This window comes from Limosilactobacillus secundus (assembly GCF_020784695.1).
GTDB lineage: Bacteria > Bacillota > Bacilli > Lactobacillales > Lactobacillaceae > Limosilactobacillus > Limosilactobacillus reuteri_F.
In genome coordinates, this window is record NZ_JAJGUA010000025.1 from 1 (window position 1) to 25,214 (window position 25,214).

At 38.7% G+C, this 25,214-nt stretch carries 19 protein-coding genes; 16 read left to right on the top strand and 3 right to left on the bottom strand.

Features of this window, described 5'->3' with window-relative positions; genetic code table 11:
* Positions 1-2,301: peptidoglycan recognition protein family protein (locus LMB57_RS02475; protein WP_229271912.1), on the top strand; the 2,301-nt coding region annotated here is incomplete at its 5' end.
* Positions 2,302-2,372: 71 nt separating this feature from the next.
* Positions 2,373-3,491, top strand: a complete 1,119-nt coding sequence (locus tag LMB57_RS02480) for an AI-2E family transporter (RefSeq protein ID WP_229271913.1) — start codon at positions 2,373-2,375, stop codon at positions 3,489-3,491.
* 42 nt (positions 3,492-3,533) lie between these two features.
* Here LMB57_RS02480 and LMB57_RS02485 read toward each other — a convergent pair whose 3' ends face one another.
* Positions 3,534-5,003 carry an LCP family protein gene (locus LMB57_RS02485; RefSeq protein ID WP_229278045.1) on the bottom strand — a complete coding sequence of 490 codons (1,470 nt, stop codon included), beginning with the start codon at positions 5,001-5,003 and terminating at the stop codon, positions 3,534-3,536.
* A 185-nt stretch (positions 5,004-5,188) separates the two neighbouring features.
* Here LMB57_RS02485 and LMB57_RS02490 point away from each other — a divergent pair, with 185 nt between their 5' ends.
* From LMB57_RS02490 to LMB57_RS02515, 6 genes are all read left to right on the top strand, one after another.
* Positions 5,189-6,766: a peptide chain release factor 3 gene (locus LMB57_RS02490; RefSeq protein WP_065867945.1), complete on the top strand. Its 1,578-nt coding sequence runs from the start codon at positions 5,189-5,191 to the stop codon at positions 6,764-6,766.
* Between the two features lie 162 nt (positions 6,767-6,928).
* Positions 6,929-9,739, top strand: coding sequence for an NlpC/P60 family protein (locus tag LMB57_RS02495; protein ID WP_229271915.1), 2,811 nt, complete (start codon positions 6,929-6,931; stop codon positions 9,737-9,739).
* A gap of 74 nt (positions 9,740-9,813) precedes the next feature.
* Positions 9,814-12,531, top strand: a complete 2,718-nt coding sequence (locus LMB57_RS02500) for a KxYKxGKxW signal peptide domain-containing protein (protein WP_229271916.1) — start codon at positions 9,814-9,816, stop codon at positions 12,529-12,531.
* Positions 12,532-12,691: 160 nt separating this feature from the next.
* Positions 12,692-13,075 (top strand): GntR family transcriptional regulator, encoded by a 384-nt coding sequence (locus LMB57_RS02505; protein WP_094536499.1) that lies wholly within the window; start codon positions 12,692-12,694, stop codon positions 13,073-13,075.
* A complete protein-coding gene (locus LMB57_RS02510) occupies positions 13,056-13,919 on the top strand; it encodes an ATP-binding cassette domain-containing protein (RefSeq protein WP_229271917.1) in 864 nt (287 codons plus the stop codon). Before LMB57_RS02505 ends, LMB57_RS02510 begins: the two co-directional genes overlap by 20 nt.
* Positions 13,919-14,605 (top strand): hypothetical protein, encoded by a 687-nt coding sequence (locus tag LMB57_RS02515; RefSeq protein ID WP_229271918.1) that lies wholly within the window; start codon positions 13,919-13,921, stop codon positions 14,603-14,605. The genes LMB57_RS02510 and LMB57_RS02515 overlap by 1 nt, the downstream gene beginning before the upstream one ends.
* A 129-nt stretch (positions 14,606-14,734) precedes the next feature.
* Here LMB57_RS02515 and LMB57_RS02520 read toward each other — a convergent pair whose 3' ends face one another.
* The gene (locus tag LMB57_RS02520; protein WP_003668586.1) at positions 14,735-15,460 is read right to left on the bottom strand and encodes a MucBP domain-containing protein; all 726 of its coding nucleotides are present in this window, start codon (positions 15,458-15,460) and stop codon (positions 14,735-14,737) included.
* A 149-nt stretch (positions 15,461-15,609) separates the two neighbouring features.
* On the opposite strand from LMB57_RS02520, the gene LMB57_RS02525 reads away from it, so the two are divergent.
* Positions 15,610-16,218, top strand: a complete 609-nt coding sequence (locus LMB57_RS02525; protein ID WP_229271919.1) for an ECF transporter S component — start codon at positions 15,610-15,612, stop codon at positions 16,216-16,218.
* Between the two features lie 58 nt (positions 16,219-16,276).
* Here the strand turns inward: LMB57_RS02525 and LMB57_RS02530 are convergent, their stop codons facing one another.
* Positions 16,277-18,475, bottom strand: coding sequence for an ATP-dependent Clp protease ATP-binding subunit (locus LMB57_RS02530; protein WP_229271920.1), 2,199 nt, complete (start codon positions 18,473-18,475; stop codon positions 16,277-16,279).
* Between the two features lie 279 nt (positions 18,476-18,754).
* Between LMB57_RS02530 and LMB57_RS02535 the strand changes: the two genes are divergently transcribed.
* The 7 genes from LMB57_RS02535 (at position 18,755) to LMB57_RS02565 (ending at position 24,858) form a co-directional block, all read left to right on the top strand.
* Positions 18,755-18,940, top strand: coding sequence for a hypothetical protein (locus LMB57_RS02535; RefSeq protein ID WP_229271921.1), 186 nt, complete (start codon positions 18,755-18,757; stop codon positions 18,938-18,940).
* A 121-nt stretch (positions 18,941-19,061) separates the two neighbouring features.
* Positions 19,062-19,328 (top strand): phosphocarrier protein HPr, encoded by a 267-nt coding sequence (locus LMB57_RS02540; RefSeq protein ID WP_003664342.1) that lies wholly within the window; start codon positions 19,062-19,064, stop codon positions 19,326-19,328.
* Entirely contained in the window at positions 19,328-21,058 is a 1,731-nt protein-coding gene (gene ptsP / locus LMB57_RS02545; RefSeq protein WP_229271922.1) for a phosphoenolpyruvate--protein phosphotransferase, read from the top strand. The genes LMB57_RS02540 and ptsP overlap by 1 nt, the downstream gene beginning before the upstream one ends.
* 234 nt (positions 21,059-21,292) lie before the next feature.
* Complete coding sequence (locus LMB57_RS02550; protein WP_229271923.1) at positions 21,293-22,510, top strand: glycosyltransferase family 4 protein; 1,218 nt, start codon at positions 21,293-21,295, stop codon at positions 22,508-22,510.
* Positions 22,511-22,512: 2 nt separating this feature from the next.
* Positions 22,513-23,541, top strand: a complete 1,029-nt coding sequence (locus LMB57_RS02555; RefSeq protein ID WP_229271924.1) for a glycosyltransferase family 4 protein — start codon at positions 22,513-22,515, stop codon at positions 23,539-23,541.
* Positions 23,541-24,554 carry a lysylphosphatidylglycerol synthase transmembrane domain-containing protein gene (locus tag LMB57_RS02560; RefSeq protein WP_229271925.1) on the top strand — a complete coding sequence of 338 codons (1,014 nt, stop codon included), beginning with the start codon at positions 23,541-23,543 and terminating at the stop codon, positions 24,552-24,554. Before LMB57_RS02555 ends, LMB57_RS02560 begins: the two co-directional genes overlap by 1 nt.
* A 55-nt stretch (positions 24,555-24,609) precedes the next feature.
* Complete coding sequence (locus LMB57_RS02565) at positions 24,610-24,858, top strand: YkuJ family protein (protein WP_003664336.1); 249 nt, start codon at positions 24,610-24,612, stop codon at positions 24,856-24,858.
* Positions 24,859-25,214: the final 356 nt, after the last annotated feature.

Here is a 25,214-nt window from a genome sequence, read left to right on the forward strand (position 1 = left end):
AATCGTTATTTAGTGGCTTATGATAGTACTACTAATACCGAATTAGGTCGTACATCGGTAACCGAAAATGTAGCGCGTCCTGATGTTGCCAAGGCTTATCCGGATGTGGTTAACGCTAAGGATTCCGGTTACCAAGCAACGATGAATAATCTGGACTGGAGTAAGGTTAAGAGTGTTGATGACCAGATTCACATTGTTAGTCGCTATAGTGATGCCGCTAATGGTGAAGGGAATCATGTTGATAATTGGTCGCAACCAATTAATCTTGATAAGGGAAATTATGCTTATCTTGATAATTTTGGTGTTAAAGATAATCAGCTTCAAGTTTCTGGTTGGAATGCGACTAATAAGGCATTAGGGAAAGCTAATCACTATGTGATTTTATATGACCGCACCGCTGGTCATGAAATTACTCGGGTAAAAGTAGAACCTACGGTCCGTCCTGATGTAGCGAAAGCTTACTCCCAAGTGATTAATGCCAAAGATTCTGGTTTTAATACAGCCTTTTCACTGGCTGGCATTGACTTAAACCATGAACTGCAAATTATCAGTCGCTATAGCGATGCTGCTAATGGTGAAGGAAACTATGTTAGTTACTGGTATGCCCCTAAGAAGTTTGCGCCAGCTAACACTAGTAATCAAGGGAGTCTTGATTCATTTAATCTTAGTAACGGTCAATTAATCGTTAGTGGCTGGCACGCAACGGATTATTCTCAAGTTGAAAATAGTCACTACTTGATCCTATTTGATAATACAAATAAGACGCAAGTTAAGTCTATTAAGGTAACTAATGGTGCCCGTCCCGATGTGGCAAAGGCTTATCCTACAGTAGCAACAGCTGGGCAATCTGGCTTTAATGCTAATTTTGGTACAGTAAATCTTACCCCAGGTCATAGCTATAGTCTTGTTAGTCGTTACTCGACGTTAGATGGTGGTAATGGGGATAATGGTCAAAGTAAGACTACTGATTATTGGTTTAATCCTGTAACGTTGGATCAACAAGCTTCTTATGTTGATAGCTTTACCAAGACTGATAATGGCTACAATGTGAAAGGCTGGATGGTCAGCGATCAATCAATTAACAAGCCTAATGCTTACCTTATTTTATTGAATGATGGTCAAGAAATTGCTAGGACGAAGGTCGAACTAACTGACCGTCCTGATGTAGCTAAAGTTTATCCAAGCATTTACAACTCGCAAAAGAGTGGCTTTAACGGTGAATTTAAGGTGGATCCAGCTAAGGCAAACGGCACCCTTAAAGTAATTATGCGGTTTGCTGGTGATGATGCTAACCAAAATTACAGCGATCAGTATAGTCAAGATTATCCAACGAATGCTGGTAATTTTGATAATATTCACGTAACAGCTAGTCAGGTTAGTTTGAGTGGCTGGCATGCAAGTACGCAAGCGGGTAATAAACCATATGAATGGTTGATCGTTCTTGATAATAATGGTCAAGAACTTTACCGCCAAGAGATTACAGATAAGGACCTTGGACGAAATGATGTTCAAAATGTTTATCCTTATATTGAAGGAGCAAATAAGTCAGGCTTCCAAGTAACAATGAACATTCCAACTAAAATGCAAGGGCACTTAGTTCGTTTTATTCATCGGTTAACTGATGATAAAGATGGAAATGGTAATTTTATAGATTTATCATCAAATCCTGTTCTAGTAAATTTGCAATTCAATTTAAATGAAAATGGAATTAATCGCTATATTTTAAATAATCACATTAACCATGCGAATATTACTGTAAATCATGTAATTCCAGCTGATACTACTGATGTATATAGTGAAACAGAAGATGGGAAACCAAACATGGTTGTTGTCCATGAAACTGCTAACCCTAATGATAGTATTTGGGGCGAGATTAACTATGAAAAAGCACATTACAATAGTGCCTTTGTTCACGCATTTGTAGATGGAGATCAAATTATTGAAATTTCTCCTACAGATCATGAAGCTTGGGGTGCTGCATATCCAGCTAATGGACGAGCAGTTCAGTTTGAACAAGTTGAGGTTTATGGTGCTAATAATTTTGCCCGAGAACTTGTAAACGCAGCTTACTACACTGCATATAAGATGAATGAATATGGAATGGTACCTAGTTTAGCTCAAGCAAACGGAACTGGAACATTATGGTCTCACCACAATGTTACTCAATACATTGCTAATGGAAAGACTGATCACACTGATCCAGATGGCTATTGGGCTAATCGCGCATCTCGTTACTTTGGCACTTCATATACAATGAAGGATTTCTTTGAACTAGTTAAATACGAATATTCTCATCTTTAATTTCAAATCTTTAAACAAAACCTTCTAGAATTGAGGTACAATTTTAGAAGGTTTTTTATTAAGGAGTAACTATGTCTAAGCAAAAATTTTATCATTGGCTATTTTGGCCATTGCTATTACTAACAGTGGCAACTCTAATCTGGATGTGTACAAAAATTCAGTTTATTTTTCAGCCGTTTTTAACGTTTATATCAGTAGTTTTTGTTCCATTGATTATCTCTGGATTCCTATATTATATGCTAAACCCAGTCTTAAAACTTTTTATGAAGATCAAAATTGGGCGTTTTCATATGAATCGTGGGATTGCTAGCTTATTAATCGTACTTTTATTGATTGTGATTGTTATTGGTGGAATTGCCATGTTAATTCCACCAGTTGTAAAAGAAATTTCAACATTAGTACGTAACATGCCACAGACGGTCACAGGAATTCAACACCTTATTAATGATACAATTGAGCATTCATTCTTGCGAAACGTGGATCTAAATGCATATTACCGGCAGTTTGATCACCAACTAGCTGGATATGCGCAAAAAGTTTTGCAGGGCCTATCAACGCGGGTCGGAGATATCATTGGTATGCTGACAAACGTGACAGTGGTAACAATTACTGTTCCGGTAATGCTATTTTATATGCTTAAGGATGGTTCTAAACTTATTCCAAGTATTCAAAAATGGCTTTCTCCCCACCATGCAAAAGAAGTGAATGACCTGCTTGGCAAAATGAATTCAACTCTATCTTCCTATATTTCTGGGCAAATGATTGAATGTTTATTTGTCGGTGTATTTACCTCAATTGGTTACGTTATTATTGGCCAGCCGCTGGCAATTGTTCTCGGAATTGTTGCTGGTTTAACTAATATCATTCCATATATCGGACCTTATATTGGGATTGCTCCAGCATTATTTGTTGCTTTAACGATGGCACCAAATAAGATTATTTGGGTAATTGTGGTGGTGATCGTTGTTCAACAAGTTGATGGAAATATTGTTTACCCTAATATCATCGGAAAGACGCTTCAGATTCACCCATTAACAATTATTATGTTGTTACTTGCTGCGGGGCATATTGCCGGAATCGGAGGAATGATCTTATGCATTCCGTTCTATGCCGTTATCAAGACTGTTTGTGAATACTTCTTTGATATTTATCGAATTGAACATCCTGGTGATAAAACTCAAAATGAATAATAAAAAAGCATTTTCGTCTAAACTCGCGAAAATGCTTTTTTATTAATAATACCGATGTGTATATCCATAATGGTTACCATATGTTGGGTGAGTATAAGTTGAATGATAGCCATTATAAGTGTGATATTGAGGGATAGAATAATGATGCTGGGTAGGAGCAGTCTGGGTTTGATTTCCAGTTGCCGGAACTGCTTGAGATTCACTATAACTTTCATTATTCTCAGTTGTGTAGGTGGAAGAAGATGATTCAGTCTCATTTTCACTCCGTCGTGATGAACTAGAGCTTCCAATAACTTCATCACTTCCATTACCACTACCAGGATCATTGTAACTGGCACCCCCCGGGAGGATGAAGTCAGTCTCATTGTAACCATTATAGTGCGGTTGTGATTTGTACATCTTCGTTTCGTGGTTAATAACGTTCTTAGCTTTTAAGCCAAGCTGAGCTCGTACCAGTTTTGAAACCCGGTTAATTTCTTTAGGACTAGCAATCTGGAATGAAACTCCTTCAATCGTTGCGTTTTGCCCTTGGAAGTGATAAGTCTTAACATTGTTCATTGCACCGTGGTAGTTACCGTAAAGTGTAGCGATGTCATCAATTGGGATATTGGTCTTAACTCCATCACCAACAGCGTCTAAAATCTTGTTAGCTGCACCAATTGAACCTGAAGCCTTGAACTTATTAATAACGCTCTTTAGAATTTGTTGTTGTCGTTTTTGACGACCGTAATCATTATTTGGATCATCATACCGCATCCGGGAATACTTCAACGCATTTGATCCATTAAGGTGTTGTTTACCTTTCTTGAAGTGGTGGCCTTCATAGTCAAAGGCAAATGGATTATCGACCTCGACCCCGCCAACGGAATTAACAACTTTTTTGAGAACCCCCATGTTAATAACTGCATAGTAATCAATCGGAACATCAAGTAATTCTGATACTTGCTTTACAGTTTGCTTTGGTCCATTGATTGAATAGGCGGCGTTGATTTTAACGTAATCAGGGCCATCACTAGTTTCAACCCGTACTAGGATATCACGGGGAATACTGGTCATGGTGATTGTTTCTTTTTTCGGATTGATAGTAAATAGTTCCAAAGAGTCGGTATTACCACCCTTGTTACCACGATCTAAAGCTCCGACATCTGTTCCCATGGCTAGGACGGAAACTGGTTCACCTTTTTGTAACTTTTTACTAATCTTTCCATCACCAGCGCCAAACACCCCTTTGGCAACTGAATGCACTTTATGATATTCGTAAAATCCGCCAGCCACTACTAGACAAATTAGTAACCCGATTAAAGCGCGCACCCAATTTGGCGTTCGGTAGTGATGCTTTTTTGGTGGTTGATAATCGGGTAACGCCTGCTCTTCTTGTCGCCAACGTTCTTCTCGTCTGTTGTGTGCTTCCTCGCGTTTTCGACGCTTACGTTCATTAACGTCACGTTGGATTCGTTCTTCCATCCGTTTACGATAATGTTCCCGCGATTCATTATTATTGTTATTATCCATATACTAAGTACCTCAATAAAATAAGTTCTAACCTTATTAATATAGCAGAAAATTAATCCTAAGTTCAAATATATCTCAATACTTTAAACTTTCCGTAACTTTTTCTAAGAATAGACTTTCATAAAAAATTGTAATAATATAGTAGAGATATTTCACGAGAATAAAATAAGGAAAGGAAAAATTTAATGTCACCAAAAGAACTTGCTGAAGCAGTTAATAAACGGCGTACGTTTGCCATTATTTCTCACCCGGATGCCGGGAAAACAACGATTACTGAACAACTCTTGCTTTTTGGGGGAGTAGTTCGTGAAGCCGGAACCGTTAAAGCACGGAAGACCGGTAACTTTGCCAAGTCGGACTGGATGGAGATTGAAAAGAAACGGGGGATCTCTGTTACTTCATCTGTTATGCAGTTTGATTTTCAAGGTAAGCGAATCAATATTTTGGATACTCCAGGGCACGAAGATTTCTCTGAAGATACTTATCGGACATTAATGGCGGTGGACTCCGCTGTGATGGTTATTGATAGTGCGAAGGGGATCGAGCCGCAGACTAAGAAGTTGTTCCAAATTTGTAAGATGCGGGGAATTCCGATCTTTACTTTTATGAATAAGTTTGACCGAGATGCCCGCGAACCATTAGACCTTTTAAATGAAGTTGAGGACGTATTAGGAATTGAGACTTACCCAATCAACTGGCCAATCGGTTCGGGTCACCAGTTTAAGGGAATCTATGACCGCTTTAACCATCGTGTTGCCTTGACTCACCCGGCTGATGAAAATAATCCATACTTACCATTAGATGAAGACGGTAATGTTAAGGGCGATAACCCATTAGCTGGTGATGGTGAATGGCAAGATGCAATGGACGGCATGGAACTGGTTGAAGTTGCTGGTAATGAACTCGATCAAGAAAAGATTGCCAAAGGGGACCAAACACCAGTCTTCTTTGGATCTGCTTTAACTAATTTTGGGGTCCAGACTTTCTTGGAGACCTACTTACAGTTTGCACCTGCACCAAGTGACCACAAAACTGAGGATGGTGATGTTGTTAAGCCCCTTGATCCCGAATTTTCTGGTTTTGTTTTTAAGATCCAGGCTAACATGAATCCTCGTCACCGTGATCGAATTGCTTTTGTCCGGATTTGTTCCGGTGAATTTGATCGGGGGATGGATGTTACATTATCACGGACTAAAAAACCAATGCGGTTATCAAATGTGACTGAATTTATGGCCGATACCCGTGAAAATGTTGAGACAGCTGTTGCCGGTGATATTATCGGTTTGTACGACACTGGGAACTTCCAAATCGGTGATTCTATTTACAATGGTAAAAAAGATATTCAATTTGAAAAGTTACCACAATTTACGCCGGAACTATTTGTCCGGGTTTCTGCTAAGAATGTGATGAAACAAAAGTCCTTCCACAAGGGAATCAATCAATTAGTTCAAGAAGGGGCTGTCCAGCTTTACCGGAGTTATTCTACTGGTGATTATATTCTCGGTGCAGTTGGTCAACTTCAATTTGAAGTATTCAAGTTCCGGATGCAAAATGAATATAATTCAGAAGTTGTCATGGAACCAATGGGAACTAAGACTGCCCGGTGGATTGATCCAGACCAATTAGATGAAAAGATGTCGTCATCACGAAACATCTTAGTCAAGGATATCCATGATCAGCCACTATTCTTATTTGAAAATCAATTTGCCGAAAACTGGTTTAAGCAAAAGTATCCAGATGTGAAGTTAACGGCGAAGTTATAATAATTAATAAAGTAGTTATGAAGTTTTTGGCCTTCATAATTGCTTTATTTTCTTGCCTGAAAATTGTGAAGAAAAAATGAAAAACTATTTAAAAATCATTAAACCTGTGATTTAATTAACGTGTTTAGTAAACTATTTTTAGTAGAAAGCCAGGTAATATATATGCAGGAAAAGTGCCATTACAAGCTTTTTAAAGCAGGAAAAAACTGGTGCACAATGATGATTACACTTGTAGCAGTTGCTACTGGAGTTTCATTAGCTAGTACAAATGTTCACGCTGATGTTGCAACACAAACAGCTCCAACTACTACTTTGACATCTTCACCACAAAATGGACAAGTTAATGCTGGGAATAACAATAGTAATTCTGGCGATCAGGTGAAAGATAATTCATCTGAAAAGGCCGATCAACAGACAAATGTTGATTATAAAACGCCAGTAAATGCTGGTTATATCGATACAGTAACTGCTGATACTGCCACCACTAACGCAATCGATATTAGTGGTTGGCATGCTACAAATCAATATCAACCAGGAATGAACCATTACTTAATTGCTTTAAATGGTGATAATAATCAAGAATTATATCGTGGAAAAGTAGAGACAGTTAGTCGTCCAGATGTTCAAAAGGTTTACCCTAAAGCTCCGATTTCTGAAAATGGTGGTTTTAAAGCTTCGATTCCAGTAGATCGTCTAAATAATACTTCTTCGGTCCGCTTCGTTTCACGTTATACTAATGATGCCAACGGTGAAATAAACGGTGGTGCCGATTTTTGGTATCCTGCGATTCAAACTAAGGCTGCCTATTTAGATAACTTCAAAGTTAATGGTAACAATATTGAAGTTTCTGGCTGGCATGCTGATGACCAGTCTGTCAACAAGCCCAACCATTTCTTGATTCTTTTTGATAAAACTAAGAATAGGGAAATCACCCGTCAAGCTGTTAAGACCTTGGCAAGTGCGGATGTAGCACGAAACGGCTTTAATGAAATTGTTAATGCGGATTATTCCCGTTTCAGTGCTAACTTTACCATCACCCCAGCAATGTTAGGCGATGAATTAACGATTGTTAGTCGTTACAGCTCTGATGCCAAGAATGGTGAAGGAAATCGTTCAGATTACTGGTTTAATAATTCTCTTAAATTAGGTAAAGACAAAAATGCTGGTTACCTCGATCAATTTAGAATTGATAATAAGTCTAACAAAGTGGTTGTTAGTGGTTGGCATGCTAATGATCAATCTACTGTATTAACTAACCATTACCTAATCTTGTTTGATAAGACTGCAAATCATGAAGTTGCTCGCCAAGCTGTTAAGACAATAGCAAGTGCAGATGTTGCCCAAAATGGCTTTGCTGATGTTAATAATGCTGATCAAGCACGTTTTGCAGCTTCCTTTGATATCACTCCAGCAATGGTCGGTCATCAACTTGTTCTCGTTAGTCGCTATACTGATGATGCCAAGAATGGTGAAGGGAATCATTCCGACTATTGGTATAATCAAGCAGTAGACGTATATACAAATCAAGCTGGTTACCTTGACCAATTCCACGTTAATGGTGTAAATAAACAAGTAGTAGTAAGAGGTTGGCATGCAGCTGATGCTTCCGCCCTCTTAAAGAACCATTATCTTATTCTATTTGACAAGACTGCAAATCGTGAAGTTGCTCGTGAAAATGTGAAAGTAACTGCTAGTGCTGATGTTGCCCAAAATGGATATGGTAACATTCAAAATGCTGGTCAATCACGCTACAGTACAACGTTCGACATCACTCCAGCAATGGTTGGTCACCAATTTGTTCTTGTCAGTCGTTATACTGATGATGCCAAGAATGGTGAAGGAAACCATATTGATTATTGGTATAACAATAATGTGAACTTAAATAATAATCAGGCATGGTTAGATCACTTTACTCAAAATGGCACAACTATTTCTGCTTCTGGTTGGCACGCTGATGATGCATCGATGATTAACTCTCATCACTTTGTAATCTTATGGGATTTAAGTAAGGGGCGTGAAATCGCTCGAAAAGAAGTAACTAATGTTGCCAGTCCAGATATTAATAACGTTTATGGTAATATCTTAGGCGCAAATAATGCTCGATTTACAGTTGACTTTAATATTGATGGTCAATATGCTCACGATGCTATGCAATTAGTCAGTCGTTATAGTAACGCAGATAATGGTGAAGAAAACTATTCGCAAGTATGGCTTACTAATCAATATTTAAATCTTTACCAAAATCCTTCATGGATGTACCAAATTAACTATAGTCAAATCCAACCAAGTGGCCCCGTTGGTCATAACATCGGCCCTGGTTATGAAGGAATCAAGACGCAACTAGTTAAGGATCGAATTGGGACTGGTTATCAACATAACACTTACACTACTGCTGATGCTTACCGGGTAATGAGTGTTCAACGGGCTCATGGCTTACCAGCAACTGGTTGGGTTGACTATAACACCTGGGTTGCATTAGGCTTGCCTGCTGATCAGTGGACAAGTATTGATAGCTACATAGCCCCACTTGGAGCAGGTGCTGGTGCTTCACGTCAAGATCATATTGAAGCAATGATTCGTCAGGCATATCAATACATGGGTAAACCATGGCTTGCAGGATGTTCTTCATCTCCAGCTTACGGTGTTGATTGTTCTGGGTTAGTAATGCAAGCTCTATATGCTGGTGGAATTAATCCAACTTCATGCAGTTCCATCTATCATGGCTTCCCTGGCAACGAATGGAATTCTCGAAACCTCTTTGCTGATCCGCACTTTATGAATGTTTCATATAATGATCGGCAACGTGGGGATCTTGTCTTCTACTATCAACCAGGAACCCATACTATTTGGCACGTTGCGATTTACCTCGGTAATAACCAAGTAATTGAAAGCTGGCCACCAAGAGTAATGGTTCAACCAATTATTAATGGTCAACGTAATGTAATTGCAGGTATCAGACGGGTATTTGCTTAAGATTTAAAAAGGGTTAAAGTGTTGGGGAACATTTCTAACCCTTTTATTGTTTAATAATAAATTGGGAGATTAAAATGGAAAATAAAAGACATTTTAAGTTATATAAAAGTGGTAAAAAATGGATTGTTGCGACAATAACTACAATTGCGATCTCAACTGGCGTAGTATTTAGTGGGAACGTGCTTGCTGATACTCAACAGCCGCAATCAACTGGCCAAGTTCAAAAGATTAATAACCCAACTAATGATCAAACCTATGATCATCAAGATAATGGTAATTATGGTTATCTTGATCAGGCTAAATTTAATGATAACCAACTTCAAGTCACTGGTTGGCAAGCAACTAACCAGTCCCTTGATGAACAGAATCGATTTGTAATTGCTTACGATAATACAACAAATAAAGAATTAGGACGAAGCAAAGTAATAAATAATGTTGCTCGTCCAGATGTTGCAAAGGTTCACAATGTATATAATGCTGCTAACTCTGGCTACGACTCAAATATTAAGTTAAATACTAAAAATATGCATGATGAAAATGATTCTATCCAAGTTGTTAGCCGTTATAGCAATATGCAAACTGGTGAGGGACAACACACGGACTGGTGGTCACAACCAATTACAATTGATAAAAGCAACTATGGTAATTTAGACCAATTTCAGGTTCAAAATGGTGAGTTATCTGTCGCAGGCTGGCATGCCACTAATGGTTCGATTAATCGTGATCATCACTTCTTAATTTTGTTTGATCAAACTGCCAGCCATGAAATTAGTCGCCAAGAAGTTAAGAAAGTAGCGCGTCCAGATGTTGCCCGCGTTTATCCAAACATAATGAATGCAGATAGTTCTGGCTTTAAAGCAGTCTTTAATGTTGCTAATCTTGATCCTAACCATCAATATCAGATTTTAAGCCGGTATAGTAATGCTACTAATGGAGAAGGATCTTACGTTACTGAATGGTTTGCACCACGAAGAATTGCACCAGTTAACCGAGTAAATGAGGGCTGGCTTGACAGTTTTAATATTAGTGAACCTGGTCAGTTAACCGTTGCAGGCTGGCATGCTAGTGATTTATCTAACGTTGCCAGCAACCGATTTATTATCATTTTTGATCGAACAGCTAATCGGCAAGTGGCATCAATGAAAATTAATGGGACTACTCGCCCAGATGTTGCTAAAGTCTATCCACACGTCTTAAATGCCGAAAATGCAGGCTTTAATGTAACCTTTAATTTGAATTCACTCCAACCAGGTCATCAATATTCAGTCGTTAGTCGATACTCAGCAGATCCAAATGGTAACGGTAATGACGGTCAACATATTGATTTTTGGTCATCACCAGTTACTTTAAACCAAACAGCATCTTACGTTGACCAAGTAAAGATGACTGATCAAGGATTGCATGTTCAGGGATGGATGGCAAGCGATAATAGTTTAGTTCAGCAGAATCCTTACCTTATTGTTTTATTTAATGGAAAAGAAATTACCCGTCAAAAGTTATCCTTAACTGGTCGTCCCGATGTTGGACGAGTATACCTAACAATGTATGGGAGCGCAAAGAGTGGTTTCAGTACGGATATTAAGTTAAGTACAGATCAACTCAATAAACTAGTTAACGGTAATCTTCAAATCTTATTACGTTTTTCAGCAGCTACTGATGGCAACCCATATCTTAACCAGGGAGTAACTGATCAATTTAGTGGTAATTACTCCACAAATATGGGAAATGCTAATGTTAGCTTGGACGGCAATAGTATTAATATTAAGGGATGGCATGAAGCAATCGGTGAAAATAGCCGACCTTATCAATATTTAATTGTTGTTGGCCTTGATGGTCATGAGTTCTATCGAGTCAAATTAGATAATACAAACTCAAACCTAAATAGTTCGAATACGTCATGGCTTAATAACAATAAGTCGGCTTTTGCTGCAACTTTACCTGTTAGCGCAGCAATGAATCATCGGGGAATTAAAGTTATTCATCGTTATACGGATGATGCAAATGGCAATGGTAATTATCTAGATTTCTGGTCTCCACAAATTGACATTAATGATGGCTTCCAGAGTCTTAATGGTGGGGCCGTTTATTATGATCCAGTAAATGGTCAATTAGCAACTGGGTGGCGAACAATTAATGGGAACCGTTATTATTTCTCTGATGGCTATGAATGCCAACCAGATCCAGATGATTTATGGGTATACAATGATCAATTGCATGGTCAAATGTATACCGGAATAAACTGGGTCGATGGTCATTGCTATAACTTTGGAAATGATGGAATTGCCCGTGCGCTTCCACAAAACGATGGATGGAGTTGGCCGTTCCCACAGTCTGGCGAAGGTTGGCATTATCAGGGGCAAAAATTTGGCTATACCAGCAATATTCGCAAGAATGGCTACCATGATGGCTTAGACTTTGGGACCCAGGACCACCCTGGTTCAGCTGTTCATGCCGTTCATGGTGGTCGCGTATTAGATGTTAATACGGTTCGTGATAATAACGGGCAAACAATGTGGTGGTTTACAACGATTTGGGATGGTCGCTTCCTTTATGTCTATCAAGAAGCATTTAGTAACCGGAATAAGATTACTGTAAAACCAAACGATATTGTTTACGCGGGCCAAGTAATTGGCTACCGTGACAAGGATCATCTTCATTTGGGAATCAATACTAGTCCAAATTATGGTGTTGACCTTAAAAATTCATTTGTACCAAGTTGGACTGATCCAAACCAAGCGACTGGACATGGTGAATGGATTGATCCAGCATGGGCAATTAGGAATCGTATTTAAAACATTTTTATCTGGTTGTTTAGATTTAATGACTTCCCTAAAAAACTTCCTCCTCAGCCGAGCAGGAAGTTTTTTCTTTTACCCTCTTGCTAAATCTCTCCTTTACATATATACTTAGTTACATAAGTAATGGAGTGTTAAACAAGAAGGAGGTGCACTTATGAATTTCGACTTTAATGATTCGACGCCGCTTTATCAGCAAATTGCTGACCAGCTTGAAGAGATGATTTTCTCTGGGGGCTTTGATGAAGGTTCGCAGGTACCATCAACGACCCAGCTTTCTCAGCAATTGCATATCAATCCTGCAACAGTTCTTAAGGGGATGAATATTTTAGTTAATAAAGACCTCTTAGAAAAGCGACGTGGACTAGGGATGTTTGTAAAAAAAGGTGCACAACAAAAAATTATGGAACAACGTAAAGAAAGTTTTTATAACGACTATGTAAAGAGTTTGTTAGTTGAAGCGGGTAAGCTCGGGATTACCAAGCAGCATTTATTAGACTTAATCGAACGAGGTGAGAACGATGGATCAATTAATGGTTAAAAACATTATCAAAAAGTATCGACGTCAAACAGTATTGGATAATATTTCATTTACTCTAGAGCCTGCTAAAATTTATGGGCTCCTTGGCCGGAATGGGGCAGGGAAGACGACTCTTCTTAATATTATGAGCAACCGGATTTTTCCAACGAGCGGAGAAGTAAAAATTGGTAATGAAGACGTTAATAACAATGATGACCTCCTCAGCAAGATCTTTTTGATGAGTGAAGTTAATCTTTATCCGCGTCACATGAAGATAAGTCAAACCTTTGACTTGGCTGATGCCGCTTATAATAACTTTGACTATGACCTAGCAAAGCGTCTCCTAAAGGTTTTTGGCTTGAATGACCGGATGAAAATTACTAACTTATCGACGGGGCAACGGACAGCCTCCAAGCTAATCGTCGCTTTAGCAGTCAATGCCGATTACGTTTTATTAGATGAACCGATTTTAGGTTTAGATGCTAATCATCGTGATAGCTTCTATAAAGAATTAGTTAAGACTTATCAAGAACGACCACGAACTTTTGTCTTATCAACCCACTTGATTGAAGAAATTCAACAATTAGTCGAACATGTCCTCATCATGGATCAACACCGCATCATTATTAATGAAGGTACAGATGGTTTATTAGCCAAGGCTTATGCGATTAGTGGTCCAGAAAAAATGGTTGATGAGTATACGGCAGGTTTAAAAGTTCTTAAAACAGAGATGATGGGGAATATTAAGACTGCCTACTTACTTGATCATTTAGATGAACAGCGTGTGATTCCTGATCAAGTTAAGATTGGTCATTATGATTTGCAACATTTATTCATTTACTTAACGAATGGGGGAGAATACTAATGGAAAATCAAAAGAGGAACCTCGTTATTTCAACTATGTTTCAACAAGCGGGTCATGCTACAGGAATTGCCTTAGGGTGGGGGCTAGGAATAGCATTAATAATCTACCTGCTTGGATTAATCATTTCACACAACCTTGAGTCTTTTTTGGTTAGTCTCCATGCCCTCCCAAGCATTGCTTCATCAATCTTAAACGTGCTTTTGATGGCGATTTTCCTTGTAACTCCTTATACTGACTTTAAATGGGCAATTCAAAATGGTATTTCTCGTAAAGCACTATGGCAAGGGCGGATTTTGTCTCTTTTCCTAATGACATTAGTAGTTTGGTTTATCGCACAACTGGTGGACTTGAGGTATGCACCGTTTGACTTTACTTCTACTTGGCATAGTCTTTTATCGTATTTCAGTCTTTCTTTAACGATGATGGCAATTGGTAATGGTTTTGCCTTATTAAATCGTCGGTGGAAATGGATTGTAGGAATTGGGCTTCCGATAGCTTGCCTAGTATTATTGATGATGTTAGCTTATTCACTGGTTGGCTTAATCCCAGCGCTTTCTGCTAGTGGTGTCTTTAAGTCAATCATAATCTCAAACGTTACTGGTTGGGTAATCTTGGTTATTTACTTAATCATCGTTTATGCTTTAGCGCGTTTCTTTAATAATAAAATTCAATTACGGCGGGATTAATAGAAGTGAGTGAGAATTAAACTCCAGCCTTGTGGCGACGCAAAGCTAGTTCCACGTTATCTTACTATTGTTCATAAAAGCAGTTGAGGCTGAGAGAAAACAAAAGTTTTCTCCCAGCCTCTCGCTTTTTTATTCATCATCTTCTGGATATTCAATTTGAATGTAGTTGCTAGTAATATATTTCTTGCGACCTACTTGGTACCAGGTAATCTCATCATTATCGTTTAATTTTCCAATTAGGGTAATTGTTTCCCCATTTGGAATTTCTGCCACTTTATTTCCATAAGGCGCATCATAAACATTGATTGACTTATTATGGAGATAATCAACTTTGGCTTGAACATTCTTCAAGGGAATTACCGTTAAATTATTAATGAGTTTTGACTTTTCTTTCCGTATATCCTGGTTGAATGGATTGTCAACAACGTGCATTTGATCATACTTAATCCATTGATCAGCGCCAATTTCATACCAAAACTGACCATTCTTAGTCGCAACTCGGTGGAAGGATTTAACTGTAATATCAGCAGGAAGCGGGGCACCGACTGGCATTCCACCAGCTGTATCAAATACTTGTGTCGGGGCATCGAGGTGGAGATACATTTCAATTGATTGGACCTCTCCCCAATTCTGTTTTCGATAAAAAAGGTGTACAATTCGTTGCCGCATATCGAATGTTCCCTTAGTTTCACCTTCAGTCTTTACATAGCGGTAATTAGGAAATTGTTTTTGTTCAATTTGGTATTCTTGACCGATAAATCCGCGTAGTAATTGCGGAACGGTAAGGTTTGCTCCTGAATCAATATCATTATAGTAAACCCAGATAGGATTTCCTGTTTTAAATTTGTCAATCATTATTAACACTCCGTAACCTTAATTCTCTATTATTATAGCGCTTTTTAGTAGTTGACACGATAAGGAACGACCATATTTCTCTTGAGAATTGCGAATAGGTGATTTTTTTATTACAATAAGCCTATTCAAATTTATTTAGGAGAAGAAAAATGGCAAAAACACGGCACCAACAAATTAGGCATAATACGACATTAGCAATCTTTATCGCAATTATTCTCTTACAAGATTTTGTCCCATTTTTTGGCAACATTCCGCTGGGGCCGCTTAGTATTACGACCCTTCATGTAACAGTCATTATTGCGGCAATTGTGTTGGGTCCCGTTGATGGCGCAATTATTGGTGGTATTTGGGGGCTCCTGACTTGGGTGCGGGCATTTGTGGCACCAAGTAGTCCGCTTGCTCCCTTAGTTTTTGTTAACCCGCTTGTTTCCGTGGTTCCTCGCATTATGATTGGGATTTTAGCAGGATATACTTTTATTCTTATGTGTTGTTTGGTCAAAGCAAAATATATCGCCGCGGTAAGTGCTGCAATAGTAGGGACTCTTACTAATACTGGCTTGGTATTAGGCTTTATTTATCTATTTTATCGTACTCCAGCAGTTGCGCAAACTTATGGGGTAAATGTTAATCATTTATTAATTGCTTTAGAAACAGTCATGGCGACTAATGGGCTTGCTGAATTGATATTGGCGATTATTATTGTTCCAATGGTTGCTCTTCCGGTATTGGAGGTCCGCCGTCGTTTGGAAGTAAATTGAGCGTAATATAAAAAACGAGGTTGAAAAATTCAGCCTCGTTTTTTATACTTAGTTATTTTTAAGCAATTGTTGGTACTTCTTTAGTTTCTTCGACAACAATGTCACCACTATCATCAAGTTTAGCAACTAATTTATGAGCGTCACTGTGATCAAGAACGTAATCAGCAATCCGGTCTTCGATTTGTTCTTGGATTACTCGGCGAAGAGGACGAGCACCCATCTTTGGATCAAAGCCCATATCAACTAATTTTTCTTCAACATTGTTAGTGACTTCGATATGCAAGTTCTTATCAGCAAGCATGTTATTAACATCATCAATCATTAAGTTAACAATCTTCATCAAGTCGTCCTTGGAAAGGGCATTGAATTGAACGATGTCATCAAACCGGTTTAAGAATTCTGGCTTGAAGTAGTTTGTCAACTTGTCAATGATGGAATGAGTACTACCATTAGACTCAGCACCGAAACCAACACTTGCTTCTGAATCACCAGTTCCGGCATTAGATGTCATGATAATGATTGTATCCTTGAAGCTAACAGTGCGTCCTTGAGAATCAGTTAAACGACCATCATCCAGAATTTGTAAGAACATGTGCATAACATCTGGATGCGCCTTTTCAACTTCATCAAGTAAGATCAAGCTATAAGGGTGCCGCCGTACTTGTTCAGTCAACTGTCCAGCTTCTTCGTAACCAACATAACCAGGAGCAGCCCCGATTAATTTAGAAGTAGAGGTCTTGTCCATGTATTCAGACATATCGAACCGAATCATGGCATCCTTAGAACCAAACAATTGGAGGGCAAGTTGCTTAGCGGTTTCAGTCTTACCAACCCCGGTAGGACCCACAAAGAGGAAACTACCAATTGGGCGACCAGACTTGTTCAATCCGATTCGATTACGACGAATGGCACGGGCAACCTTATCCACTGCTTGGGTTTGACCAATAACGTGTTCATCAAGCTTCTTATCAAGGTCGCGAAGTTGATTTTCTTCTTGTTTTTGCAGGTCACCAACTGGAATATTTGTCCGTTCTTCAACGATGCTCTGCATATCCTTAACAGTAACGGTTGCAGAATCTTCAGTATGGTTTTCTTCAGCTTCCTTCTTTGCCTTTTCAAGCTTAGCAACCTGATCGCGGTAGAAAGCTGCTTTTTCATAGTCTTGGTTATCAGCTGCTTGTTGCTTGTGTGCTTCAGCTGTGTGGATTTCATTTTCGATTGCGTTTGGATCTACATTTTTAAGTGTTAAGTTCTTCTTTGATCCTGCTTCATCGAGTAAGTCGATAGCTTTATCGGGCAAGTAACGATCTTGAATGTAGCGGTCAGAGAGTTTAGCAGCTGCTACAATTGCGTCATCTGTGTATTTAACGTGATGGTAATCTTGATAACGATTTTTGATCCCGTTTAAGATGCGAATTGTTTCTTCAACTGATGGTTCATCAACTTCAACTGGTTGGAACCGCCGTGCAAGAGCTGCATCCTTTTCGATTTTTCGGTATTCATTAAGGGTAGTAGCACCAACTAATTGGAAGTCACCACGGGCGAGAGCTGGTTTAAGAATATTTCCAGCGTCCATCCCGCCTTCAGCATTTCCCGCACCCATGATTTCGTGGATTTCATCAATAAAGAGAATAATGTTCTTATTCTTGCGAACTTCTTCCATCAATTGTTGCATCCGCTTTTCAAATTGCCCCCGAATTCCAGTACCTTGAACTAAAGAAACAACATCGAGTCGGATAATTTCCTTGTTAGCAAGCTTTTCGGGAACTTGGCCGCTAACGATTGCTTGAGCTAAGCCTTCAACAACGGCAGTCTTACCAACCCCCGCTTCACCAATTAGGACCGGGTTATTCTTAGTCCGGCGGTTTAAAATTTCAATCACTCGTTTAATTTCATTGTCGCGCCCGATGACTGGGTCAATTTTACCTTGGCGGGCAAGATCAGTAAGGTTGATCCCATATTGACCAAGGATTCCCTTTCCATTCCGGCCGCCACCTTGCCGTTGGGATTGGCTGTTCATGTTTTGACCATTAGCACCGGCCGCTTGACTTTGCATATTGTTCATTGCGTTCATGAAGTCTTCGAGGCTTCCAAAACCGAAATTATTCATTCCGTTACCTCCATTCATCATATCTGTTTGTAGATTTTGTAATTTTTGATAACAATTTTGGCAGAGGTCTATTTGAATCCGTTGTCCATTAAAATTCATTTGAAGATGAATCGTAGCTGGATTTTGATGACAGTATTGACATTGCATCTGAATTTAATACCTCCTAAAATAGTTTTATCAAGAAAGCGTTTGACCTTTCTTGACCATTGATTAATATTATACTTACTTTTTATCGCAAAGCAAGCCATAAAACTTAAATATTTTCTTTAAGTAAAGAGTAACCTTTTCCAACATAACTAATTACTTAGAAATGCCGAAAACAGCTCACTTTGATTTTAGCACTCTTTAGCTATGAATGCTAAAATAGAAGGATGATCGGGATTTCGTGTATAATGAGAAGATAGAATTTTATGTTGAGGTGATTGAATGGCAGAAGAAAATTTTGAACAATTATTGGATGATTTGCGAAATAAAAAGATTGATCGTTTTGTAATTACTCCCGAGAATTTTCAGAAATTTCAACCGATTTTTCACTCGTATGCATACCGTTCGCAAATTGAAGGCGAAGCGCAGCGAGGCGGTAAAATTATTTATCAATTAAGAGAGCGATAAATCGCAAGATGTAGCCTTGTATTTAACGCTTACAATTGCTAAAATGTAATTATCGAGGTGTATCAGTGGTAAAGCTACTGATAATAAATTAATTATATCTGCTCGAAGGAGACTGATTAATATGGAAAAACGTGAATTTACAATTACTTCAGAAACTGGTATTCATGCTCGTCCAGCTACTATTTTGGTACAAGCTGCTTCAAAGTTTTCATCTGATATTACTCTTTCATACGAAGGTAAGAGTGTAAACTTGAAGTCAATCATGGGTGTAATGTCCCTTGGTGTTGGTCAAAACGCTAAGGTTACTATTACTGCCAATGGTGACGATGAAAAAGAAGCTTTGGACACCGTTGCTGAAACTATGAAGAAAGAAGGATTGACTGACTAATGTCTATACTACTAACCGGACTTGCTGCTAGTAGTGGTATTACGATTGCTCCGGCACACCTGTTAGTAGAGTCAGATCTATCTATAAAAAAACAGCATACAGCTGATGAGAATCATGAGGTCGCCCGGCTTCATGATTCTTTTGCGTTAAGCAAGGCTGAACTTCAGCATTTGTCTCAGCGTGCCCATGAGTTGCTAGGTCAACGGGCAGTGACGATTATTGATACCCAAATTGCGATTTTAGATGATCCGACTTTACAAAAGAAGATTATTGACCGTATTAATAGCCATCATGATACTGCAGAGTGGGCTGTTAAACGTGTTGAAGATTATTATTTAAGTATTTTTGAACGCAAGAATGATAATGAATATTTATATGCGCGGGCAACCGCCTTGCGTGATGTGACCAAACGAGTCTTGAGTCACCTATTGAATGTTTCTTTACCAGACCCAGGAATTTTAGACCACCGCGCGATCTTTGTTGCTAATAATATTACACCTACTGATACTGCCCAGTTTGATAAGCGATATGTTGCAGGGATTGTTACAACTAATGGTGGACGCACTTCTCACTTTACAATTATGAGTAAGACGCTTTCGTTACCAGCTGTCGTTGGCGTCAAGAATGCTACTACGATTATTCATGATGGCGACTTGCTGATTGTTGATGGGATTCATGGCAAAGTGATTGTTAATCCAACGAATGAAGAGGTTGAGCATTATCGTTTGTTAGCTGGTAAATTTATCCAGGAGCAGCAAAAGTGGGGTGCGTTAAAAGATAAGCAAACTGTGAGTGCTGATGGACGTCGATTTGAAGTGGGGGCTAATGTCGGAACATTTGCTGACGTTATTGATGCTCAAGAGGATGGCGCCGAGGGGATTGGCCTTTTAAGAACAGAATTTCTCTATATGAGCAAGGATGAATTGCCAACTGAAGAGCAGCAATTTAATGCTTATAAAAGATTTGTTTCGGTAATGAACGGACAACGGGTAGTCGCGCGAACGCTTGATATTGGCGGCGATAAAAAGCTGGGGATGGTTGCTCTTCCTCATGAGGACAATCCTTACTTAGGTTTTCGTGCTATTCGGATTGGGTTGGCACGCCCGGAAATATTACGTCCCCAGTTGCGCGCCCTTCTTCGTGCATCTGTTTATGGGCGGTTAGCCATTATGTTTCCGATGATTGCAACAATTGAAGAGTTTCAAGCGGCGCGCGCAATTCTTGACGATGAAAAAGAAAAGCTTGAGCAAGCAGGTATTCAAGTTGCTAAAAACATTGAAGTCGGCATGATGTTAGAGATTCCGGCAGTTGCGGTTATGGCTGAACATTTTGCAAAGTATGTTGATTTTTTTAGCATTGGCAGTAATGATCTTGTTCAGTATCTATTCGCTGTTGATCGCGGAAATCAGCAAGTAGCATACCTATATCAAGAACTTCATCCGGCGGTTTTACGGATGGTGCGGCAAGTGATTGAAGCTGCGCATGCTGAAGGTAAGTGGGTCGGAATGTGTGGAGAGATGGCTAATAATCCTTATGCGGTTCCTCTATTAATGGCAATGGGGCTTGATGAATTTTCAATGAGCAGTAGTCAGATTTTACGTGTTCGTTCTTTAATTAACCAGTTGAACACGCGCAAATTACAACCATTAGTTCACCGAGCGATTCATGCTGAAACTGCCGCAGCGGTCCAAAAATTAGTGGAAAAGTATGTTCCGCAGGTAAAACTTTAATAAATGAATATAACTTTCTTGATTATTTACTACGTCAAGAGGGTTATTTTTTATTCTCACTATTAAAAGATTTTGTAAAGAAATCTTAATCAGGCTTCCCGAGTCTTGTTACTATTAGGAGGAAGATTTAGAATATTCTTAAATCTGTTTTGCGGTTCAGTGAATGCTTTAGTATAATAGCAGTTATGACTAATTATTATCTAGAAAACTTATGATGAAAAAGGAGCAGTTAGGTTGAATATTGGTATTTTTACAGATACATATTTCCCTCAGGTGAGTGGCGTGGCGACTTCGATTAAGACGCTTCGTGATGAATTGATTGCTCAGGGACATCATGTATATATTTTTACGACAACTGATCCTAAGGCTAAACATGATGATGTTGAAAATGGGATATACCGCTTTGCAAGCATTCCTTTTGTTTCGTTTTCTGATCGTCGAATTGCGGTGCGTGGCGTATTTCGAGCCATTAAGCTTGCTAAAAAGTTCCAATTAGATATAGTTCATAATCAAACTGAATTTGCGCTTGGAGTTATGGGAAAGACAGTTGCCAAGCATTTGCATATTCCCTGTCTCCATACTTACCATACGATGTATCAGGATTATCTCCACTATATTGCGAATGGGCATATTCTTAAGCCGAATGATGTTGCTCGGCTTGCGCATCTTTATTTAAAAAATATTTCTGGAATTATTGCTCCAAGCGACCGTGTTTTGGATACTTTAACCAGTTATCATGTTGAATCGCCAATTCGTGTTATTCCGACTGGGATTAATTTACGGGTATATAGTAAACGAGATTCAGCAGAAGAAATTGCTAATTTAAGGGCAACGTTAGGCTATCGTGAAGAGACACCAGTTTTGCTTTCTCTTAGTCGCTTAGCGTATGAAAAGAATATCCACTCATTGATAGAAGCAATGCCAGATATTCTTGCAAAAAAGCCTAATGCACAATTGCTTATCGTTGGGGATGGGCCTGCAAAACATACTCTGGAGCGTCAGGTTCGTGAAATGCAGCTTAATGACAATATTAGTTTTGCTGGTGAGATATCAAATGATGAAGTTTACCATTATTACCAAATGGCAGATGTTTTTGTTTCCGCCTCCGATTCTGAATCACAAGGATTGACTTATGATGAAGCCCTTGCCTCAGATTTGCCAATTGTGGTTATGCGTAGTGAATATACTGACCAATTGATTGACGATTCAGCGATTGGCATTAGTTTTCAAAAGCGGGCTGACTTGGTTAATGGTGTCCTGTTTTACCTTAACCAACCAAAAAACTCAGAATCAAGGGAGAGACGGCAACAGAAGCTACATGAAATTTCAGCAGAAGTCTTTGTTGAAAAGGTTGTTAAGTTCTACCAAGATTGTCAAAACGATATGGCCGTCCATGATGAACTTAATCAAGCTGAAAAATCGCATCGTCTTTTTCACCGCCCAAGGAGCTAATGATGATTAAAATAACAATGTTTTCATCTGCAGATAAGGTTGCGGGACAAGGAGTAGGAAGCGCCTATCTTGAATTAATTAACTTGTTGCGCAACCAGTGCAGTGACAAATTTGAAATTGAAATCAACCGTTATGGGAAGAGTCAGATCAGTCATTATCACACAATCGACCCTCTTTTTTACCTGTCAACTTTTTCAAAAAAGCGGGGCCGAAAGATTGGCTATGTGCATTTTCTTCCTGAGACGTTAGAAGGAAGCCTGACAATCCCGCAACCGTTTCGCGGGCTTTTTTATCATTATATTATTGCCTTTTATAAACGAATGGATCAGTTAGTAGTTGTGAATCCATCTTTTATCAAGCAGTTAGTAGCATATGGGATTCCTGAAAAAAAGATTACCTATATCCCTAACTTTGTTGATAACGATCGTTTCCATCCATATTCAGCTGTTAACCGGAGTGCTCTTCGAAAAAAATATGGGATTGCTGCCGATAAGTTTGTGGTATTAGGAAGCGGCCAGGTTCAAGAACGAAAAGGGGTCCCCGACTTTATTCGCCTTGCTCGACAAAATCCAGACGTTGAGTTTTTTTGGGCTGGCGGATTTTCTTTTGGTCGTTTAACAGATGGCTATAGTGAATTAAAAAAGGTAGTAGATAATCCACCAGCTAATTTACATTTTACAGGAATTGTTTCGCGGGATAAGATTGCTGAGCTGAATAATCTTGCCGACCTATTTCTTTTACCTTCATATAATGAACTATTTCCAATGTCTGTCTTGGAGGCCTTTAGTTGTGGGATACCAGTAATGTTGCGCGATCTTGACCTTTATCATTCTATTATTGAAGGGGATTACGAGCCAGCTAAAGATGTCAATGAGATGCAAATGAAGTTGACATTATTACGCAATGATCCTGCACGACTGGCACATTGGCAAACTCAAGCCCAGCGAGCTGCTAAGGAGTACTCAAAAGAACATTTAGCAGCTGTTTGGACTAAGTTTTATCAGGAGCAAGCGCGAAAGGGGGAGGCTTAGTGAGCAGGCGCAATTGGTTAGTGTTAAGCATAATGCTAATTATTGGAATTGGAATTCTCGGCTACTCATTACGTAACTCAAACATCCACCTATTGTTACAAGATGTTTCTGCCATTAATTGGGGATGGATGCTCGTTGCACTTGGCTGTATTTGTTTATATTTAGGCTTAGAAGCGGTTGTCGTAAAGATTTTTATGAATGATCGTCACGATGGTTTTACCTGGAAGGATGCATTACGATTACCATTAATTGAACAACTATTTAATGGAATTACTCCATTCTCAACAGGGGGACAACCAGCGCAATTAGTGGCAATGATTCAATCAGGTGTTGATGGGGGATTAGCAAGTTCAGTTCTATTAATGAAGTTTGTTGTATTTCAGGCAATGATTGTTGTTAACTTCTTAATTAGTTTGTTAATTGGCTTTCATTTTATTGCGGAGAAACTCCATGCTCTTTCCTTACTGGTGATATTTGGCTTTTTAATTCACTTAGCAGTAATTGTCGGCTTGCTAATGGTGATGTACTGGTATAGTTTTACTAAAAAACTAATGAATCTCGTTATCAAACCAGCTGCCATTTTTATGAAGGCCGATCGATATGAGCACATGAAAGTTGTCTTAAATGAAAAAGTGGATACTTTTTATCAAGAGAGTCTCCGAATGAAGCAAGATTATAAGAAGTTGCTTAAGGTTTGCTTAGTAACTATTTTTCAATTATTCTTTTACTATGCAATCCCATATTTTATTATGCTTGCGCTTGGAATTGACCATGTTAATTTTGTGATGGTGCTCAGCTTGCACGTTTTAATTTTTATGATTATTTCGCTTTTCCCAATTCCAGGAGGGGCAGGGGGAGCTGAATATAGTTTTTCCGTTCTCTTTGCAAGTTTTATTCACTCAAATACAAAATTGGTTTTAGCAATGATCTTATGGCGACTCCTTACATATTACTTCGGAATGTTCGCCGGAATTGTAGCTGTATTTGTAAAACCTGATAAAGTAAAAAGATAGAAAAAGGATTGTGTGAAGACACGATCCTTTATTTGTATGAAGGAGGACTATTACTGTGAAAGAATCAGAATTATTAGTGATTATCAGACGTTTGATTGCAATGCAAAACGATGATTCAAGAGATCGACAGAAACGGACATTTGAAAAATTTGGTATTCCATTATGTGACGTAACTTATATCCATAGTAGGGAAGAATTTATCTTTGTTCGCTATCGTCCTTATGAGCGTTTTCGCTTTGATGATATTGACCTAGTTGCTATTGAAGTTTTTAACTGTTTATATGATCTTGAAAATACTTTTTAATTTTTTAGAAAAAACAGTTGACGGGGAATGAAAACCCATGTATAGTAATTATCGTTGTCAAAACAGTTAAGTGCTGTTGAGATTGTTTGACAAAAAAGTTAAAAATAATTGTTGACATCTGATTGATGACATGATATATTAATAAAGTTGCTGATTGAGTTATCAATCAAAAGAAATTCAAAAATAATTAAAATTTCTTCTTGACAAGCTGATCTGATACATGTTATAATAAATATGGTGATTGGCTGCTTGATTAGTCAACGGGTAGACCTTTGAAAACTGAACAAAGTTTCGACGAATCAAATGTGTAGGGTCTTCAATCACGATGTGATTTGAAGCAAAACATTTGCGAAGTC

What these genes read in the sequence shown, in the direction of transcription:
- LMB57_RS02520 (WP_003668586.1), bottom strand. Translation starts at nt 15,460, where the DNA reads ATGATTGACAAATTTAAAACAGGAAATCCTATCTGGGTTTACTATAAT.
- LMB57_RS02555 (WP_229271924.1), top strand. Translation starts at nt 22,513, where the DNA reads ATGATTAAAATAACAATGTTTTCATCTGCAGATAAGGTTGCGGGACAA.
- LMB57_RS02500 (WP_229271916.1), top strand. Translation starts at nt 9,814, where the DNA reads ATGGAAAATAAAAGACATTTTAAGTTATATAAAAGTGGTAAAAAATGG.
- LMB57_RS02480 (WP_229271913.1), top strand. Translation starts at nt 2,373, where the DNA reads ATGTCTAAGCAAAAATTTTATCATTGGCTATTTTGGCCATTGCTATTA.
- LMB57_RS02485 (WP_229278045.1), bottom strand. Translation starts at nt 5,003, where the DNA reads ATGGATAATAACAATAATAATGAATCGCGGGAACATTATCGTAAACGG.
- ptsP (WP_229271922.1), top strand. Translation starts at nt 19,328, where the DNA reads ATGTCTATACTACTAACCGGACTTGCTGCTAGTAGTGGTATTACGATT.
- LMB57_RS02525 (WP_229271919.1), top strand. Translation starts at nt 15,610, where the DNA reads ATGGCAAAAACACGGCACCAACAAATTAGGCATAATACGACATTAGCA.
- LMB57_RS02495 (WP_229271915.1), top strand. Translation starts at nt 6,929, where the DNA reads ATGCAGGAAAAGTGCCATTACAAGCTTTTTAAAGCAGGAAAAAACTGG.
- LMB57_RS02505 (WP_094536499.1), top strand. Translation starts at nt 12,692, where the DNA reads ATGAATTTCGACTTTAATGATTCGACGCCGCTTTATCAGCAAATTGCT.
- LMB57_RS02490 (WP_065867945.1), top strand. Translation starts at nt 5,189, where the DNA reads ATGTCACCAAAAGAACTTGCTGAAGCAGTTAATAAACGGCGTACGTTT.
- LMB57_RS02530 (WP_229271920.1), bottom strand. Translation starts at nt 18,475, where the DNA reads ATGCAATGTCAATACTGTCATCAAAATCCAGCTACGATTCATCTTCAA.
- LMB57_RS02535 (WP_229271921.1), top strand. Translation starts at nt 18,755, where the DNA reads ATGGCAGAAGAAAATTTTGAACAATTATTGGATGATTTGCGAAATAAA.
- LMB57_RS02540 (WP_003664342.1), top strand. Translation starts at nt 19,062, where the DNA reads ATGGAAAAACGTGAATTTACAATTACTTCAGAAACTGGTATTCATGCT.
- LMB57_RS02510 (WP_229271917.1), top strand. Translation starts at nt 13,056, where the DNA reads ATGGATCAATTAATGGTTAAAAACATTATCAAAAAGTATCGACGTCAA.
- LMB57_RS02515 (WP_229271918.1), top strand. Translation starts at nt 13,919, where the DNA reads ATGGAAAATCAAAAGAGGAACCTCGTTATTTCAACTATGTTTCAACAA.